Here is an 18,133-nt window from a genome sequence, read left to right as displayed (position 1 = left end):
AGGAGGAAATATGAAAAGATTCTTGACATTGATTTTATTCGTGATTCCAATTTATGCATTTTCAATGAACCTACCACAACTTTTTCAAAGTTCACAGGCGAGTAACACGACATATGCGATAGCGAATATCACCTTAAAGCAGGCAAGTATGACATATCAGATGAACATGATTCAATCTTCAGTGCCTGTTATCAATCAAGGCGGACAGATATCGGCTCAAATCGCATATACATCCAGCCTTCAGACCTATCAAAATGATATCAAAAGTTATTACTCCAACGTTTTAAATGCAGCATTTGGAGTGAAAATAGCAAATATAAATGTTGAAATTGCCCAAATGAATTTGAATGTTGCGACCATGAATTATGCGAGTACTTTAGCGCTTTTTCAAAAAACAATGGCATCAACGGTATCTCTTCAGCAGGCATCCGTAACGGTTGCAACGGATCAAAATAACCTTAAAAATGCCGTATGGAACTACAACTTTAATCTTTCAAATTTTCAAAACGTAACGGGGTCAAAATGGCAGGAAATTACGTTTTCTGTGCCGGATCTTTCAAAAATACCGCAGGACATGAAAACGTGGATAAACAGCGATTTAAATCTAAAACTTGCAAATCTCAACCTTCAAAATGCACAGTACAACTTGAACACCACTCCATCGAATTCCTCACAATACACGATTGAAATGGCAAAGATGGCAGTTCAACAGGATTTGCTTAATCAAAGTAATGCCCTTCTGTCGTCACAAAACAACTATTCGTCATCGATCCAGAAACTCGAGTACGATTATCAAAGCGTTTTAAATGCAAAAGCAAATCTCGATATTTCAACGAATAACCTTGTTTTTTACACTAATGAATACAATTCGGGACTTATATCTACTGTAAACTATCTCAGCCAATATAAGATACCGTATCTTAACGCTCAACTCTCCTATTACAATTCTCTTGAAACTTACTGGAACGATCTTGTGCCTTACATAGTTTCAATTGGGTTGAAGCCGGAGGTGGCATTGCAGTGAGGAAATACCTTTTGATACCTCTTTTGATTTTACCTGTGGTAATATTTGCATCCTCAAATTCATTTTTGAATCTTTACAATTCGGGTCTCAATCAGGATCCAACCTATCAAAGTGCAAATATCAATTTCATACAGGCACAAAATAATTTGAATTCACTTACATCTTTTTTTGTACCCACATTAAGCCTGACAACGCCATCCGTTGGACTGACTTTTAACGCAACGGGCTTAGAAAATTCGACGTCTTTTTTGGATATAAATCTTGGCATATTGAATTTGTACTCAACTACAATTGGATTTTCTTTGCCTCTTAACGTTAGCAACATGAGTTTTCAAGCACCAGAATTCAGCGTATCAAGAAGTCTTATCGTTGAAGATCAGGCAGATATGATGCAGGCAAAATCTGCGTATTCAAACGCATTGTGGTCTATACAGAACACGAAATGGTCATATCTTACAACGCTCGTTCAAAATATATTTAACTGGTATTACTACAATCAAATGGTCAATCTTTATACGCAACAGGTTAGCGTGCTTAAAGATGTTTACAATTCCATAAATCCTGAAAATTACACCCAGCAAAATGCGGCTTATCAACAATTACTTTCATCCCAATCCGCTCTTGCGAATTATCAAAATTCTTTGCAGACCATTCAGCCACTTCCAAACTTCACTCCATATTCGACACAACTTTACCAGGATACAATGACCTTTGTCTCTTCGATAACATCTAATTTTTCAACCGATATAAACGTAAACGATGTTATATCGAACAGAAATGACGTAAAAGCACTTCAATATCAATATCAGGCCTATCAGGCGCAGGGAAATTTGTGGTTTTTGCCTTTTATTCCAAATCCGACAATTACTTTTGCCGTACCTTTGAATAACATTTCAAAATGGTCTATATCTTTAAGCCTTAATTTTTCATTGCTCAACGGTGGATCAAACGTAATTCAGTCTCAGCAAAGGTTGACAAATGTCCAGATCGGTCAGGAAGAACTTCAAAATGCCACAACTACGGATACTTTATCTTTGAATGGCTTGATTTTGAAGCAAAAATCTCTTGAAATAAGTCTAACGGCTGCCCAAAACAACGTGCAAACAGCATTACAGGCCTTTCAAACGGCTGAAGCACTTTACAAAGAAGGACTTGAAAGTCAAGATAATTACACACTTGCCAATTTGAGTTATCAGGAATCGTTGTTAAGCGAGCAACAGGTACAGCAACAAATACTTTTAAATGAAATTCAAATAATGCAAACGGAAGGAATCTCCTTTGGAGGTGAAGGAATTTGAAAAAATGGATTGTCGTTATAGTCATAATAGCAATTGTGGTTGTTGGAGTGGGTGTATGGTATTTTGGATTTAGGAAACCTGCCACGAGCACCGTTTCAAGTACAAATCCAGATCTTGCCGTTGTAAATGGAGCCCATGTCTTATACACGGTAAGTGCTACAAGTATAGGAAATTATTTGCCACTTGTAGGTTCTGTTACGGGTAATACTTACAACATAGGACCGTACATTTCGGGACAGATAACGAATGTCTACGTTCAGCAAGGCCAACTTGTGGGCATAAACCAGCCTCTTGCAAAGTTGAATTCAACCCAATACCAACTTAATTACATTCAGGCTTTGAACAATTATTACAATGCACTTTTAAGTCAGGATGCGTCCTCCGTCATACAACAATACAAACTGGCATTGCAACTTGCCCAGGAAAATTTAAATTACACGACGATCACCTCTCCGGCCACAGGGTTTATAGAGAATTTGAACGTCGCGACGGGTGATTTTGTGAATGCTCAGACATCATCTTCGAATTTGATAACCATAATACAAAATACAGGCATGTGGGTAACTGCAGATGTTAACGAAGTGGATCTTGCCGACATCAAAGTTGGTCAAACTGCTTTGATAACCTTTACGCAACTCAACAATTTGACGCTAAAAGGAAAGGTTTCTTTCGTTCAACCATTTGCGACGACTCAAAGCGGATTAACCGTTATACCCATAAACATAACCTTCGATCAGGATCCTCTGAAATACGGAGTTATTTATGGTCTTGATTGTAACATAAATCTTCTTTTAAGCGTTTCAAAGGGAGTTTTGATTCCATATCAGGCGATCTTTACAGATCAAAATCATCAAAGATATGTGCTTTTGAAAACAGCCTCTGGTTACGAAAGATCTCCTGTCACACTTGGAAGCCAAAGTGGAATGATGGTTCAGGTTACGAGTGGAGTTAAAGATGGTGATGTGCTTATAATGAAAGTGCCTTCTCAATTTGAGCAAACGGGTAACGCGTTCCGTGGCGTATTCGGAGGTAGATGATAAGGCATGGCCCTTTTAGAGTTGAGAAATGTAAAAAAAATATACGATATGGGGCGAGATATACAGGTAGAGGCTTTAAAGGGCGTATCTTTTTCCATAGAAGAGGGATCTTACACCGCGATAATGGGTCATTCAGGAAGTGGAAAATCGACTTTGTTGCAGATAATGGGATGCCTTGACAGGGCAACTGACGGTGATATCATAATAAACGGTACGGCTGTCAAGAACATGAATGATTTTCAACTCGCAAGATTCAGAAACAAAACAATAGGCTTTGTCTTTCAAAGTTTTAACCTCATAGGCAATCTGAGTGCGCTTGAAAACATCGAACTGCCGATGATCTACGCTGGTGTTCCAAGAGCAGAAAGGCGAAAAAGGGCTATGGAACTTTTAAAAATAGTTGGACTCGAGGAACCGGAAGAAAGAGGGCATCATAGGCCAAATCAACTTTCAGGCGGTCAGCAGCAAAGAGTGGCAATAGCAAGATCACTCGCAAATGATCCGGCTGTCATCCTTGCCGATGAGCCCACCGGCAACCTTGCGGTCAATCAGTGGAGAAGAATCCTCGATATATTCAAGAAATTAAACGAATCTGGAAAGACGATCATAATAGTCACCCACGATCCTCTTGTAGGTGAAGAAGCCACCCGTACGATAACTTTAGAGGATGGAAGCATAGTAAACGACGAGAGGACAAGGTGATATTATGGAAATTTTGATGGAAGCTTTCAGATCTCTGGGAAAAGATAAGGTAAGAACCTTCCTTTCAATGCTTGGAATAGTCATTGGTGTTATAGCGGTTATAGTTGCAATAGCCATAGGAGCGGGTACAACTGCAAATGTCACTGCAAGAATTTCTTCTTTGGGATCGAATGTCATAATAGTAACACCTGGTTTTTCCGGAGGTTTTGGTGGAAGGGCTGCATCCGTTTTGACAAGTGTACTTCAAGAAACGGATGTTCAAAACATTCAAAATATGGCACCCGATGTTGGGACTGTAACGCCTGTTCTTCAAAAAAGTTTTAACATCCTTTATCAGGCCACAAATACCGTGGCCACCGTATTTGGAGCGTATCCGGACACATTTTCGATTCTTGGACTTCCAATCCAATATGGAAGGCTCATAACCCAACAGGATGAGCAAAATTACGCCAACGTCGCAGTCATAGGTAACACAATAGCAACTACACTTTTCGGAAATCAAAATCCTGTTGGGCAAACGATCTACGTCACAAATGGAAATATTAAGGTTGCCCTTACCATAATAGGAGAATTGCAGGAGACTGGAAGTAAACTCACTTTTAACCCGGATACCATGCTTATGATTCCATACACAACGGCTTCGGCAAGATTAATCCAACTGAATGGTGGTGTTTCTCAGATAATTGCATCCGCAAAATCTGCAAATACGGCATTAGATGCGGTATCAGAGATCAACAACATTCTTTATATGAGACTTCAAAACTCCAATCAATATCGTGTCATAAGTCAAAATCAAATTTTGTCGACCGTAAGTCAGACAACAGATGTTTTAACCTTGTTGCTTGCTTCTATAGCAGCCATTTCAATGATAGTCGGTGGTATAGGAATAATGAACATCATGCTTGTATCAGTTACCGAAAGAACAAAAGAGATTGGTGTCAAAATGGCTATGGGAGCGACAAGAAGAAGGATTTTGGGAGAATTCCTTGTAGAAAGTATGTTCATAACCATAGTTGCCGGAGCGATAGGAGTTGGTTTTAGTTTCCTCATTGCCATGATAGTGACATATCTTGCAAGCGGGTTGGGACTTATGGTAATCATCACGTGGCCAAGCATAGCGCTTTCATTTGGAGTATCAGTTGCCATAGGTTTGTTCTTCGGATTGTATCCTGCTTATATGGCTTCTAAAAAGAGCCCCGTCGAAGCATTAAGGTACGAATGAGATATACCAAACAAAATTCAAATTCCGAATCGCAGCGATGGCAGGTACCCCTAATGGCAGGTAGCATGTAGCTCGTGGCACGTAAAAAAAACAGCGACGCGTAATCGGTAACGAGTAAGCAGTCAAAGACAAAAGGCGATTCCAGTTCTTCGACTGGAATGACAGCGGGCGGAGAGCATGATGCCGCGAGGTGGCCTCCGCAACTTGCGAGGACCAGACACCGAAGGGCGAATGCGAGAGTTGCTGGACAAAGGCGACATATAGAAGAAACAGTGACGCGTAATCTGTAATCATACTGCTCACTTTTCACTGCTCACCGATCACAATTTTATGGCATCCTGCCCTGTGCGATGGTAAATAAGCATTCGGCTTTTAAAGTTGGTTCAGTATACTTGCAATCATATTTTTCAACGTTAACAATCGTTCCGGCCTGACGGCCGGAATCTTTTTTATGTTTTTGATGGTATAATTAAAAAAGATCGCGTCATGTCTGGAGGTGATACTTTGGATTATAGACGTGAGTCGCAAAGAATATCTGAAATATCTGAAGGTGCTATCCTTGGTGGCTTAACGGCTTTGATTTATACCATGCAATTGATCGCTGGAATTGGCACGGTCGTAAGTTATTTAAGCCTTATTCCTCTTGTTTATGCGGGAGAGCGTTCATTTTCAGAATGGATAAAAGTTATCGTGGTCTCAACTATTTTTGTTTTTGCCTTTAACGACATAGGAGGGGCGTTGTTTTTTGTGCTTTTCATTGTTCCGCTGTCGTTGTCCTTGATCTTAAGGTTTAACGATCAGCCTCTTTCTATATCTTCAAGTCCGATCTTTGTAGCAATTGTCTTAATTCTTTCCAGATTTCCGTGGATAGTGGGATTTACGGTTTCCAGATATCTCAACGATTTTTGGGCTAATTTCTGGGTTATATTTGCTTTTATATTTGTGACTTTCATGGTGGAGGTTTTTTCAAGATTCATACATAACATAATAGAAAAATTTGAGGTTAAGTCCAACGAAAACCCTAAAATTCCAGACGTGATTCTCTTATTTCTTGACACAGTTATCATAATCACGGTTTATGGTCTTTCACTTCCATTTGTTTTCACCGTTTCGGCCGTTTTTTTGACGTTTTTATTTGAATTGACGTACAGCGCGATCAAAAGAGAAAGCATTCGCGTTGCTGGCAAAGTGTTAGGATACATAGTTAGCATCATAAAACATGTATACTGAACCAGTTTTAAATTCCGAATCGCAGCGATGGCAGGTAGCGTGTAGCTCGTGGCACGTAAAAAAAAACAGAGATTAAGGATCAGACATTAGAGAAATTTGTGACGCGTAATCGTTAACGAGTAAGCAGTCAAAGACAAAAGGCGATTCCGGCGATTCCACATGCTACCGGCTACCCGCTACGTGCTGTTTTGCTGATTACCGATCACGCGTCACTCTTAACTGTTTACATTTCACTTTTAAAAACAATTTAGTATATAATATCTTTGTATTTGTTGAAAGGCATGTGATTTTTTTGAACGATATCCAGGTTAAAAACTTAAAAAAGAGATTCGGTGATTTTGATGTTCTTAAAGATATTTCCATTGAAATAAAAAGCGGTGAATTTCTTGCAATACTTGGTCCAAATGGGGCGGGAAAGTCAACACTTTTGAAAATAATGACGACACTTTTAAAGCACTACGAAGGAAAAGTCGAAATTTTTGGATACGATATAGAGAAATATCCCAAAAAAGTCAGAGAGCAGATAGGCGTTGTTTCTGAGAATTTCATTCTCTACGATAGGTTAACGGCTATGGAAAATATGGTTTTCTTTGGAGAATTGTATCATTTATCAAGAGAAACAGCTCTAAAAAGGGCCGAAAAACTTTTGAAAGATGTTGAAATGTGGGAATGGAGAAATAAAAAAGTAGGAAAGTTTTCCTTCGGTATGAAGCAAAGGGTCAACATCGTGCGTGCTTTGATGAACGATCCAAAGGTTGTATTTCTTGATGAACCAACGGCTTCACTCGACATAAAAAGTGCTCTAACCGTTAAGAGACTTTTGAAAGAGATTAACGCTTCAAACAAGACCATTGTATTTACAACTCATATTCTCAGTGAAGTTGAAGAATTGGCGACAAAAATAGCGATTCTTAATCTTGGGCAACTTGTTGCTTTTGGGGCACCTGCTGAACTTTCCATCATGGCAGAAGATCAAAAGGATCTTATCGTTGAAGTAGAAAAAAATGATTCCAAAAATTACAAGGCTTTTTTCGATAAAAGTGGAATTAAACTTGAGATGACTGGAAACACGATGAAGTTCTTCTATTCGGACGGGAATGAACTTGAAAAAATAATAAAACTCATCTCCGAATCTAAAATTCCGGTTAGATCCATAAACTCTTCGGACAGAAATTTTGACAGAATATTCTTAAAATTGACAGATAAAGGCAGGGATAAAAATTGACAAGGGAAGAAGATGTTACAAAAAAGATAGAAAAGGTGAGATCATACATACATTCACGAGGGAAAAAAGGAGCGGTGATCTCGTCAGTTGAAAATTTCGCGTGGTTGACATCTGGAGCGCGATCTTACATAGCTCTGACCGATTCAACGGGTTCTGCGTGGTTGCTTGTTACGGCTGATGATGCTTACGTTATCACGAAAAATATAGAGGCAGCAAGATTGAAAAAAGAGGAACTGCCCGGCAATTTAAAAGTTATAGAATTTGAATGGTTTTCAGATCCCAACGGTGCAATTAGAAAAATTTTAGACGATCAAAACATACTCTTCGAAGCAGATCCACAATTTGCCGAATTTTTGATCAATTCAAGGATAAAATTAAGTGAATATGAAATTCAGAGATATGCTGAGGTTGGAAGAAAAAGTGCTGTTGCACTTGAAAGGGCTATGAAAAGGATCACACCGCAGATGACAGAACTCCAGGGGAAAGGACTTATAGAACAAGAACTTGCAAATGAAGGTCTCGATTCTTTACTTGTGCTTGTTTTTGGTGACGAGAGCAGGACTACTTACAGACATAATCTTCCGAGGAACGTGAAGATCGGAAAAAGGTGTTTTGGGTCAATATGCGCAAAAATGTATGGTTTAATAATTTCTTCGACGAGAACGATCGAATTCGAAAAGGACGAAAAGTTTGAAAAACAATACATGGTAAACATGCAAGTTGAAAGTGAAATTTTGGATGCAACGTACAGATCAAATTCAATTGGGCAGGTTTTCTTTGAAATAGAGAAATCTTATTCTTCTCATGGTTACCCAGATGAATGGAGATTGCACCATCAAGGAGGAATCGCAGGATATAAAACGCGTGAAATTGTTGCAACACCTCACATGCCATTTGAGATATCAAACGGAATGTCTTTTGCATGGAACCCGACCATAACGGGGACAAAATTGGAAGATACTTACGTAAGGACAGAATCAGGAATGAAACTTCTCAGTGTGAATGAAAACAGCACATGGCCTTATCAAGATGTGCAAATAAATGGAAGAAATTACAAAAGGCCCCAAATATTAAAACTTTGATTGAAAAAAACAGGCTCTCAACTGAGAGCCTGTTTTCTAAAATGCTTTTATCGCTTCATCAACGCTTTTACCTTCCACCGTTATATCATAAATTGCATTACACATTTTTATGGCTTCGTCAAGAGATTTTTGGTGAATGTTTCTTCCCGTTGCATTTCCGGATGCCCCACTTATGAAGATTTGATCGTGAAGCCTTTGAAGAAATGCTTTGACATCTATACTTGGCCCACCTGCACACAAAACCTTTGTTCTTCCGGCAGCCATAACTGCTTCTTTGAACAATTCTGCCACATTTCCTCCATCTTTGACCTCTGGATAGTTGACTTTAACAAAATCACTTCCAAGAGTTGCAACTATGCCTGTTGCTCCTGCTATGAGATGAGGATCGAGTTCATCCGTTACGGCTATTCCGCGTGGATATGCCCATATAACGGTGACAAGACCATTTTCATGAGCCTTGTACACAATCTGGGCTGCTTGCCTTAAAAGATCTCCTTCATATTTACTGCCCGGGTATATCGTGTATCCAACGGCTAATATCTTTAACCCCGTTTCTTTTTTGAATTTAACAACCTGATCGACATCTATCCATTGGTTGCTAAATGGATCCATTTGATCCGTTTTAACGATGTTTGTCTTCGAATTCAACTTCACAAGATACGGGACTTCCCTGTAATCCATTCCGTATCTGGCTATCAGACCGAGTTGTGTTGCGAAAATCCCGATTTTAGCCTTACTGGCGATTTTAAAAAGATGTTCTGGATCCGCATCGTCTATGGATATACCTTTGCCATAGAAATCTTTGTTTAAATGCTCAACTTTTTGATCTCCGGCAAAAAGCATCAACCTGCCAATGCCATGCGTCATTTCTTCGTAATTTTTGGTGTATTCTATACGTTTATCCTTCGGAACATCAAGAGGAACTTTAATTTCCATACTTGATCACTCCTTTCGCTAAATTATATAACAATTTTGCCTTAAAAGTCTAACTGTGTATATACTCACTTTAAAAGCCGAATGCTTATTTACCATCGCGCAGGGCAGGATGACATAAAATTGTGATCGGTGAGCAGTGAAAAGTGAGCAGTATGATTACAGATTACGCGTCACTGTTTTTTCCACGTGCTACGAGCCACCCGCTGTTCACTGATCACGCGTTACTATTTTTTCCACACGCTACATGCCATCGCTGCGATTCGAGATCTAAATTTTGCCTATTTAGCATATACTTAAACATTTTCAAAGTATTCTCTTATTTCCCAATCTGTAACTGCCGTAGAAAATTTCTTCCATTCCGTTTCTTTCATCCTTAAAAAGATCTCAAAGGCTTTTTCTCCAAGGGTTTCCACCACTAACTTATCCTTTTTTGAAAGTTCGAGTGCTTCAATGAGATTTGAAGGAAGAGATTTTATCTTGTTTTCTGTTTTCTCCGAATCACTCATTTTGAATATATTTTGATTTATCGGCTTTGGAGGCATAAGATTTCTTTTCAAGCCATCAAGTCCGGAGGCGAGAATGACTGCAAAAGCCAAATAAGCGTTGCATGAAGAATCAGGACTTCTGTACTCAAGCCTTGTTCTTTCACCCCTTGCCTGAGGAATTCTTACGAGAGCAGACCTGTTGCTTACTGCCCACGCAACATTTACGGGTGCTTCATAGCCGGGGACAAGCCTTTTGTAAGAATTAACGGTCGGATTTGTTATGGCCGTTATAGCCCTTGAATGTTCAAGAAGACCTGCGACAAAATGTGTAAAAGTTTCGCTTAACTGGTATTCCCCGCTCGGATCGTAAAAAGCATTTTGTCCGTCTTTAAAAAGACTTACATGTACATGCATTCCAGAACCATTTATACCTTCTATGGGCTTTGGCATAAAAGTTGCACGTAACCCATTTTTTATCGCTATTGTTTTAACTGCAAGTTTAAATGTTTGAACTCTATCTGCGGTTGTTAAAATATCCGCGTATCTGAAATCTATTTCGTGTTGTGAAGGAGAAACCTCATGATGATCTGCCTCAACCTGAAATCCCATTTCTTCAAGTGTTTGAACTATTTCACGTCTTGCAAGTTCGCTTCTGCTTAGAGGCAGCATATCGAAATAACTTCCGGAATCGACAAAAGCATTTTTAAGATTAAGGCCATCTCCTTCGAAGATGAAAAATTCGGGTTCCGGTCCAGCATGGGCATCAAAACCCATTTGGCGTGCCTGATCGACGACCTTTTTTAGAATGTACCTTGGAGATTCTTTACAATTACTTCCATCTGGTTCCATAACATCACATATGATCCTTGCCGCTTTTGAATCTTCCCATGGAATTAAAGTAAATGTTGATAAATCTGGTTTCAGATACATGTCTGATTCGTTTATTCTCGCAAAACCCTCAACGGAAGAACCATCAAACATTACTTTGTTATCGAGCACACGGTTGATATCCGAAGTTGGAACGCTTACCTGCTTTAGCGTACCATCCAGATCCGTAAATTGAAGTCTCACGATCTTTACATTTTTTTCTTTGATGATTTTAAGTAATTCTTCTTCTTTCATCCGCATACCTCCTATACAAAAATTAAGGCCGGTGATTTTATTTCACCGGCCTATTGGGAATTTCTTTTATCAAAAATCAACCCAATCGACCAGTGTCGATCGGATTATTATTGTTATTTGTTTTAGAAAAAACGAACATGCTTTGCCTCCAAAAATCCTTTTGAAAAATCATAGCACAAAAAACTTATGTTGTCAACACGCATGGGTATATATCACAAAGACCATTTTTGTGATATCATACTTTATGTGTAAATTCGATCGGGAGGAAGTGTAAACGTTGTTAGACTTGAAATCTTACATAAGGGACATTCAGAATTTTCCGAAGGATGGAGTCGCATTTAAAGATATAACGCCACTTTTAAAGAGTCCGGAAGCTTTTGCCTTTGCGATTGAAGAAATGTCAAAAATTGTCGCCGAATGGAGTCCAAATAAAATAGTCGCGGCTGAAGCAAGAGGATTCATCTTCGCGGCGCCCATAGCGTATAATCTAAAGGTTGGATTTGTTCCGATAAGAAAACCCGGTAAATTACCTTATTTTACAGTAAACGAAGAATATTACCTCGAATACGCCAAAGCGAAGATCGAAATGCATGTTGATGCCATCGATCCTAATGAAAAAGTTGTCATAATAGATGATATACTTGCAACAGGCGGAACCTCGCTTGCTATGGCACATCTTGTTGAGAAATTGGGAGGCATCGTTTGTGGTATGGCTTTTCTTGGTGAACTCTCTTTCCTTGAACCAAGAAAAAATCTTAGAAATTACGATGTTAAAAGTCTTTTGACATATTGAAAGGAGGAATTGATTTTGAAATTCGACTTCACCAACGCTCTTGGTGAGAATTTGCTTGATGGCATAAAATACGAAGACATAAAAGGTATTACGGGCAGGCTTCATGCTTTTTTGGAAAATTTCAGGCAAAATCCTCCAGGCTTTGTAAAGGTTTTTAAAGATTCTTCACATCTTGAACAAATTCTCAAGGTAGCAGATAAATGCAAAAAATTTGAGAATTTCGTGCTCGTCGGCATAGGCGGATCGGCTTTGGGCAATCAGGCTGTTTTTGGCGCGTTGTTTCATCCTATGTGGAACAGTTTGCCAAAAGATAAAAGAAATGGATTTCCAAGATTTTTTGTGATGGATAACGTTGATCCGGAACACATAGCATCAATTTTGGATATCGTAGATCCAGCCGAAAGCGTCTTCAACATCGTCAGCAAATCCGGTTCAACCTCTGAGACTATGGCAAATTACCTCGTCGTAAGAGGCATTCTTGAGGCACGCGGTCTTGATCCACGGGAACATCTTGTTTTCACGACAGATCCAAATGAAGGCGTGCTGAGAAAAATTTCAATAGATGAAAATATTCCGGCACTTGAGGTGCCTTCAAATGTTGGCGGAAGATTCAGCGTCTTAACCGCCGTTGGTCTTTTGAGTGGGGCCTCAACGGGCGTTGACGTAAAAAAAATGCTTGATGGTGCACAGGAAGAAGTTGACAGATTCAAAAACGAGGATGATACCTTCAAAAACCCTGTATTGCTTAATGCGGCAATTCATTACCTTTATTCCCGCAGTGGCAAATCCATTTCCGTCATGATGCCTTATTCAAACGCACTTTACACGCTTGCCGATTGGTACAGGCAGTTATGGGCAGAATCACTTGGAAAAGAAAAGTCTTTGACTGGAGAAACGGTTAATGCCGGACAAACTCCTATAAAATCTCTTGGAACGATAGATCAACATTCACAGGTTCAACTTTACATGGAAGGCCCAAATGACAAAGTTATAACTTTTTTGCGAGTAGAGTCATTCAGAAGAAATTTGAAAATTCCTGTCGTTCATCAGGACAGAAAAGAACTTTCTTACCTTTGCAACAACGAAATGAAGGATCTCATAAATTATGAACAGGAAGCAACATCACTTGCACTTTTGGAACACGGAAGACCAAATCTTACCATTTCCTTTGATTCAATAGATGAGACTGAAATCGGAAGATTTTTTGGCTATTACGAATTGCTTGTAACTGTCATGGGTTTTCTCTACAACATAAATACCTTTGATCAACCTGGCGTAGAACTCGGGAAACAAAATACTTACGCTCTGATGAACAGAAAAGGTTACGAAGCACAAAAACAACACATTGAGGATGTAAAGAAAAACTTGAAAATATTCAAAATTTAAGGAGATGAGATATCTTGATAGTCTGGAAGTTCAAGGGAGGAATCCATCCGCCAACGAAAAAATTGGCAAAAGATTCCAAAATTGAGAAGATGGAGTCATCAAAACGTTTTTATCTCTTTCTTGCCCAGAATGCCGGTAATCCACCAAAGTTGATCGTTCAGGCAGGAAGCGAGGTTAAAACCGGTCAGCGAATTGCCGATGCCGATGGTTTTGTTTCCGTCCCGCTCCATTCTCCGGTTACCGGAAAGGTTGTGGAAATAAAGAAAGAAAAACATCCCGTTACTGGAAGACCGGCGGATATGGTTGTGATAGAAAAAACCAAAGCAGATGAATGGATCAAACTCGATCCTGTAAAACCATATACCGATTATACGCCTGATGAGATCAAAAAACGTGTCGTCGAAGCAGGCATAGTTGGACTTGGTGGTGCGACCTTTCCAACCCATGTTAAACTTGCTCCTTCCAAAAAAGTTGATACCGTTATCTTAAATGGAGCAGAATGTGAGCCTTATCTTACGATAGATCATCGCATGATGGTCGAGTATGCCGACGAAATCTGTAAAGGTGGGGTTGCAATAGCAAAAGCCATTGGGGCAACGAAAATATTCGCAGGCATAGAAGAAAACAAACCCGATGCCATAGAGGCAATGAAAAAGGCCGGGGATCCTATGGGAATAGAAATCGTTGTGCTTCCGACAAAATATCCTCAGGGATCTGAAAAACATCTCATATACGCGATAACAAAAAAAGAGGTACCATCAGGCGGTCTGCCGATGGATGTGGGTGTTGTCGTGGATAACGTCTCCACAGCAAGGGCCATTTACAGGGCACTTGAATATGGTGAACCTTTGATAGAAAGAGGATTAACCATAACGGGAGAAGGCGTTAAAGCGTCTAAAAATGTTTTTGCAAGAATAGGCACTCCTCTGTCAGATCTCGTGAATTATGCTTCTCCAACCGAAGACACACAAAGGGTTATCCTTGGAGGGCCTATGACCGGCGTGGCAGTTGAGTCGCTTGATATCGGCATATCCAAAGGTACCTCCGGCATAACCGTTTTACCCGAAATGATTGTGAAAAAAGCCGCAGAGACAAATTGCATAAGATGTTACAGGTGTGTTGACGCATGTCCGACAAATCTCGAGCCTTACCTGCTTTACAAACAATTCAAGAAGAAAATGTTCAACGAGATGAAGGAAACACATCTTATGGATTGCATAGAATGCGGATCATGTGCCTACGTGTGTCCTGCCAACATAGATCATGTCAAGGCTTTCAAGACGGCAAAACTCGTCGTCAGAACATTGGGGAGGCGATGATCGGATGAAACTTTTGACAGGGCCGGCTCCTCACATCCACGATAATATATCGACAAGAAGGATAATGTTGGATGTGTTGATAGCTTTAACCCCGGCAGCCATATTGGCAGTTTTGATGTGGGGATGGTACATGCTGCTTTTGGAAATAGGAGCTATGGCTTTTGCAGAGTTTTTGGAATTTTTTGTGATGAGGGTTTTCAGAAAGAAAAAAGATTTTGTTCCGGATCTTTCGGCCTCGGTTACTGCGCTTTTGCTTGTTTTCAACGTACCGGCCGGAATATCATGGTGGACAATGGCCACGGGTATTTTAGTTGCGATAATAATAGGTAAAGAGATATTCGGAGGTATTGGTAACAACCCTTTCAATCCAGCATTAGTTGGACGTCTTTTCATGTACATCTCCTTTCCGGTTGCCATGATAACATGGCCGCAAGTTAACTGGCTTCACTTCTGGGCGCCGGCGTATGATGTGGCGACAACGGCAACTCCTTTGGGAGAGGCGAAATTGCACGGTGTTGCGGCCGCAACACAACTTTTCCATGGTTTGAACTGGACTTCATTTCTTGGAATAATTCCTGGTTCCGCAGGTGAAACAAGTGCTTTACTTTTGATAATAGGTTTCCTTTATTTATGGTGGAGAAAGGTAGTCTCTTATGAAATACCTGTGGCCTATATAGGAACGACATTTGTGCTATCGGCTATTTTCTGGATGGCCAATCCTTCCGCTTATTACGATCCTTTAACTTCGATAATGGTTGGCGGTTTAATGTTAGGTGCTCTCTTTATGGCGACAGATCCGGTCACAAGCCCTGTCACACCGCGAGGAAAATGGATCTTCGGAATAGGGGCTGGCGTTATAACTGTACTTATAAGATACATAGGTGCGTATCCGGAAGGTGTTAATTTCGCCATAATTCTCATGAATGCACTTGTGCCATTCATAAACCAGTTCACAAAAAGAAGGGTCTTCGGGACGGTGAAAGAAAATGGCTAATCACATCAAGATTGCTTTAATTTTAACGACTGTGATGGTCGTAATAGGAGTTATACTTGCCGGCGTTTATCTTATGACTTACGCTCCCATTGCCAAGGCTGACTTGAACGCCAAGTTTGAGGCTATAAAGTTTGTGCTTACAGATCAGACGACGGGGCAGTTGCTTGTCAGTCAAAGCCAGATACCTGAAACGATGGCCGAACTTAACGCTAAAATATGGAAATCAAATCCTTCTGGCGTGCTTTACTCTAACACCAAATTGCCGGGATACGTGCTTTCTCCAGCATATCTGTTTAAAGGAAAGGACGGAAGCAACATCTACGTCTTAACGGGTTACGGTATAGGTTTTGGTGGAAGAGTTGTAACCGTTGCATCTTTTATCCAGCAACAAAATGGAGGATTCCTTGAAAATGCCATAGATGTGATAGATTATTCAACTGAAACACCGGGCCTTGGCGCAAAGATAAACGATCCGGATGTCAGAAGCAGATTTTTTGATATACCAAATTCAGGTCTCAAAGATGTCGTAAAAGTAAACAAAGATGCAGATCTTTTCCCGCTGCCATCAAATTACAAATCTGAAATTTCAACTTACAAAAAAGAAGGGATTGTCGTTACGAGCGACGTTATGACCGGAGCGACGATAACTCCACGTTCTGTTGCAAACACATTGAATGCCATGTATGAATTCCTTGAAAAGGAGGTAAAGTGATGGCTAATCAAAATGGCGAAACTAATTTGGCCGTATTAACGGCTGGATGGATAAAACAAAATCCGACATTTGTTCAAGTTTTAGGTATGTGTCCCGTGCTTGCCGTTTCGACAAGTGCTGAAAACGCACTTGGTATGGGACTGGCCACGCTTGGCGTGCTTGCCATTTCAAATCTTTTTATATCATTTGTAAGAAATATCATTCCAAATGAGATAAGAATACCTGTCTACATATCCATAATAGCAGCATTTGTCACAATGATAAACCTTTTAATGCACGGTTATACCTATAGTTTGTGGGTAAGTCTTGGAATATACATACCTTTGATAGTCGTCAACTGCGTTCCGCTTGGGCGTGCCGAAGCATTTGCCTCCAAACATGGCCCGTGGAAATCTTTTCTTGATGGCCTTGGTATGGGCATAGGTTTTCTTGGAGCCATAATGTTAATAGGAATAACAAGAGAACTTTTCGATGCCGGTACGATCTTTGGATATCATATCTGGTCTTCGGCTTACAACGTCTTTGTCGTGGCACTTCCTCCGGGGGCCTTTTTAGTCATAGGACTTTATATGGGGCTTTTCAGATACATAGGAAAGATGAGAAGCCAGAAGAAAGTTCAAGGAGATGAAAGCAAATGAATGCAAATTTTGGTGAACTTTTTGCTTTGATGTTTTCTGCAATGCTTGTTTACAACTTTTTACTTTCAAGATTCCTTGGTATGTGTTCTTTCTTTGGGGTTTCTCAAAAGATAGACACGGCAGTTGGAATGTCGATAGCCGTTATATTCGTCATGGTCGTTTCGGGCATATCTGCATGGGTACTTAACCTTTTGCTCATTGCCTGGCATTTGGAATTTTTACAAATACTGGTCTTTGTGCTTGTTATAGCGGCACTTGTGCAATTCATAGAGATCTTCGTTAAAAAGACAAATCCTGTGCTTTACAACGCACTTGGGATATACTTACCTTTGATAACAACGAACTGCGCCGTGCTTGGTGTTGTGCTCTTGAATCTCAATCAAAGTTACGATCTCATGCAGACGATCTTCAACACGGTCGGTTCGGCCCTCGGTTACGCTCTTGCGATAATTCTATTTGCATCTATAAGAGAAAGACTTAGCATAGACGAACTTCCCCCTGTTTTTGAAGGTATGCCGGCCGCTTTCATAACGGCTTTTGTGCTTTCGATGGGTTTCATGGCATTTAACGGTATGATAAAGGCGTGAGTGACATGATGACATTTGTTTATTCTATTTTGATACTTGGAATAATGGGTTTTGGAATAGGTTTAGCACTTTCTGTGGCCGCGAAAAAATTCGAGGTAAAAGAAGATCCTAAAGTTAAAGAAATAATCAAGGTTTTACCCGGGGCAAATTGCGGTATGTGCGGTTACGCAGGATGTGCGGCGTATGCGCATGCAATAGTTGAGCAACATGCCTCATTCGATCTTTGCGTTCCGGGCAGAAAAGGTGGAGTCGGTGAGAAAGTAAAAGAGATAATGACCAAAGGTGATTCGGAAAATACAAATACACAAAAACAAACAGCCTCTCATTGAAAGAGGCTGTTT

The 18,133-nt window shown here is 40.1% G+C and carries 18 protein-coding genes; 16 read left to right on the top strand and 2 right to left on the bottom strand.

The features are described from left to right. The first annotated feature begins 10 nt into the window (after window positions 1-10). From ACP5NR_RS04965 to ACP5NR_RS04930, 8 genes are all read left to right on the top strand, one after another. The gene (locus tag ACP5NR_RS04965; RefSeq protein WP_428006048.1) at window positions 11-1,024 is read left to right on the top strand and encodes a TolC family protein; all 1,014 of its coding nucleotides are present in this window, start codon (window positions 11-13) and stop codon (window positions 1,022-1,024) included. Then, window positions 1,021-2,322, top strand: coding sequence for a TolC family protein (locus ACP5NR_RS04960; RefSeq protein ID WP_428005439.1), 1,302 nt, complete (start codon window positions 1,021-1,023; stop codon window positions 2,320-2,322). Before ACP5NR_RS04965 ends, ACP5NR_RS04960 begins: the two co-directional genes overlap by 4 nt. After that, window positions 2,319-3,359, top strand: coding sequence for an efflux RND transporter periplasmic adaptor subunit (locus tag ACP5NR_RS04955; protein ID WP_428005440.1), 1,041 nt, complete (start codon window positions 2,319-2,321; stop codon window positions 3,357-3,359). The genes ACP5NR_RS04960 and ACP5NR_RS04955 overlap by 4 nt, the downstream gene beginning before the upstream one ends. A 6-nt stretch (window positions 3,360-3,365) precedes the next feature. Continuing rightward, entirely contained in the window at window positions 3,366-4,061 is a 696-nt protein-coding gene (locus ACP5NR_RS04950; RefSeq protein WP_428005441.1) for an ABC transporter ATP-binding protein, read from the top strand. Between the two features lie 4 nt (window positions 4,062-4,065). Then, window positions 4,066-5,283, top strand: coding sequence for an ABC transporter permease (locus ACP5NR_RS04945; RefSeq protein WP_428006047.1), 1,218 nt, complete (start codon window positions 4,066-4,068; stop codon window positions 5,281-5,283). A 504-nt stretch (window positions 5,284-5,787) separates the two neighbouring features. Further along, window positions 5,788-6,513, top strand: a complete 726-nt coding sequence (locus ACP5NR_RS04940; RefSeq protein WP_428006046.1) for a hypothetical protein — start codon at window positions 5,788-5,790, stop codon at window positions 6,511-6,513. A gap of 292 nt (window positions 6,514-6,805) precedes the next feature. Then, a complete protein-coding gene (locus ACP5NR_RS04935; protein ID WP_428006045.1) occupies window positions 6,806-7,738 on the top strand; it encodes an ABC transporter ATP-binding protein in 933 nt (310 codons plus the stop codon). Next, window positions 7,735-8,820: a M24 family metallopeptidase gene (locus ACP5NR_RS04930; RefSeq protein WP_428005445.1), complete on the top strand. Its 1,086-nt coding sequence runs from the start codon at window positions 7,735-7,737 to the stop codon at window positions 8,818-8,820. Before ACP5NR_RS04935 ends, ACP5NR_RS04930 begins: the two co-directional genes overlap by 4 nt. Window positions 8,821-8,856: 36 nt before the next feature. On the opposite strand, the gene ACP5NR_RS04925 is transcribed toward ACP5NR_RS04930, so the two are convergent. Next, window positions 8,857-9,756: an aldolase gene (locus ACP5NR_RS04925; protein WP_428005446.1), complete on the bottom strand. Its 900-nt coding sequence runs from the start codon at window positions 9,754-9,756 to the stop codon at window positions 8,857-8,859. 293 nt (window positions 9,757-10,049) lie between these two features. Continuing rightward, on the bottom strand, window positions 10,050-11,363 hold the full coding sequence (locus ACP5NR_RS04920; protein WP_428005447.1) for a glutamine synthetase family protein: 1,314 nt from the start codon (window positions 11,361-11,363) through the stop codon (window positions 10,050-10,052). Between the two features lie 277 nt (window positions 11,364-11,640). Between ACP5NR_RS04920 and ACP5NR_RS04915 the strand changes: the two genes are divergently transcribed. From ACP5NR_RS04915 to ACP5NR_RS04880, 8 genes are read left to right on the top strand one after another with little or no spacing between them, the layout of a single operon-like run. Then, a complete protein-coding gene (locus ACP5NR_RS04915; RefSeq protein ID WP_428005448.1) occupies window positions 11,641-12,156 on the top strand; it encodes an adenine phosphoribosyltransferase in 516 nt (171 codons plus the stop codon). A 12-nt stretch (window positions 12,157-12,168) separates the two neighbouring features. Then, window positions 12,169-13,542 carry a glucose-6-phosphate isomerase gene (locus tag ACP5NR_RS04910; RefSeq protein WP_428005451.1) on the top strand — a complete coding sequence of 458 codons (1,374 nt, stop codon included), beginning with the start codon at window positions 12,169-12,171 and terminating at the stop codon, window positions 13,540-13,542. 14 nt (window positions 13,543-13,556) lie between these two features. Then, window positions 13,557-14,861, top strand: a complete 1,305-nt coding sequence (gene rsxC / locus ACP5NR_RS04905; protein ID WP_428005449.1) for an electron transport complex subunit RsxC — start codon at window positions 13,557-13,559, stop codon at window positions 14,859-14,861. A 4-nt stretch (window positions 14,862-14,865) separates the two neighbouring features. After that, entirely contained in the window at window positions 14,866-15,855 is a 990-nt protein-coding gene (locus tag ACP5NR_RS04900) for an RnfABCDGE type electron transport complex subunit D (RefSeq protein ID WP_428005450.1), read from the top strand. Beyond that, window positions 15,848-16,567, top strand: coding sequence for an RnfABCDGE type electron transport complex subunit G (locus tag ACP5NR_RS04895; protein ID WP_428006044.1), 720 nt, complete (start codon window positions 15,848-15,850; stop codon window positions 16,565-16,567). The genes ACP5NR_RS04900 and ACP5NR_RS04895 overlap by 8 nt, the downstream gene beginning before the upstream one ends. Next, the gene (gene rsxE / locus ACP5NR_RS04890; protein ID WP_428006043.1) at window positions 16,567-17,205 is read left to right on the top strand and encodes an electron transport complex subunit RsxE; all 639 of its coding nucleotides are present in this window, start codon (window positions 16,567-16,569) and stop codon (window positions 17,203-17,205) included. The genes ACP5NR_RS04895 and rsxE overlap by 1 nt, the downstream gene beginning before the upstream one ends. After that, window positions 17,202-17,792, top strand: a complete 591-nt coding sequence (locus ACP5NR_RS04885) for an electron transport complex protein RnfA (protein ID WP_428006042.1) — start codon at window positions 17,202-17,204, stop codon at window positions 17,790-17,792. The genes rsxE and ACP5NR_RS04885 overlap by 4 nt, the downstream gene beginning before the upstream one ends. A 5-nt stretch (window positions 17,793-17,797) precedes the next feature. Further along, window positions 17,798-18,121 carry an RnfABCDGE type electron transport complex subunit B gene (locus ACP5NR_RS04880; protein WP_428006041.1) on the top strand — a complete coding sequence of 108 codons (324 nt, stop codon included), beginning with the start codon at window positions 17,798-17,800 and terminating at the stop codon, window positions 18,119-18,121. Window positions 18,122-18,133 lie beyond the last annotated feature (12 nt).

It is taken from the genome of Athalassotoga sp. (genome assembly GCF_049965695.1).
Taxonomy (GTDB): Bacteria; Thermotogota; Thermotogae; order Mesoaciditogales; family Mesoaciditogaceae; genus Athalassotoga.
This window is presented reverse-complemented; position numbering and strand designations above follow the sequence as displayed.

Excerpts from the sequence above, each read along its gene's own strand:
- ACP5NR_RS04965 (WP_428006048.1), top strand. The coding sequence starts at position 11 with ATGAAAAGATTCTTGACATTGATTTTATTCGTGATTCCAATTTATGCA.
- ACP5NR_RS04950 (WP_428005441.1), top strand. The coding sequence starts at position 3,366 with ATGGCCCTTTTAGAGTTGAGAAATGTAAAAAAAATATACGATATGGGG.
- ACP5NR_RS04945 (WP_428006047.1), top strand. The coding sequence starts at position 4,066 with ATGGAAATTTTGATGGAAGCTTTCAGATCTCTGGGAAAAGATAAGGTA.
- ACP5NR_RS04925 (WP_428005446.1), bottom strand. The coding sequence starts at position 9,756 with ATGGAAATTAAAGTTCCTCTTGATGTTCCGAAGGATAAACGTATAGAA.
- ACP5NR_RS04920 (WP_428005447.1), bottom strand. The coding sequence starts at position 11,363 with ATGAAAGAAGAAGAATTACTTAAAATCATCAAAGAAAAAAATGTAAAG.
- ACP5NR_RS04900 (WP_428005450.1), top strand. The coding sequence starts at position 14,866 with ATGAAACTTTTGACAGGGCCGGCTCCTCACATCCACGATAATATATCG.
- ACP5NR_RS04895 (WP_428006044.1), top strand. The coding sequence starts at position 15,848 with ATGGCTAATCACATCAAGATTGCTTTAATTTTAACGACTGTGATGGTC.
- rsxE (WP_428006043.1), top strand. The coding sequence starts at position 16,567 with ATGGCTAATCAAAATGGCGAAACTAATTTGGCCGTATTAACGGCTGGA.
- ACP5NR_RS04885 (WP_428006042.1), top strand. The coding sequence starts at position 17,202 with ATGAATGCAAATTTTGGTGAACTTTTTGCTTTGATGTTTTCTGCAATG.
- ACP5NR_RS04880 (WP_428006041.1), top strand. The coding sequence starts at position 17,798 with ATGATGACATTTGTTTATTCTATTTTGATACTTGGAATAATGGGTTTT.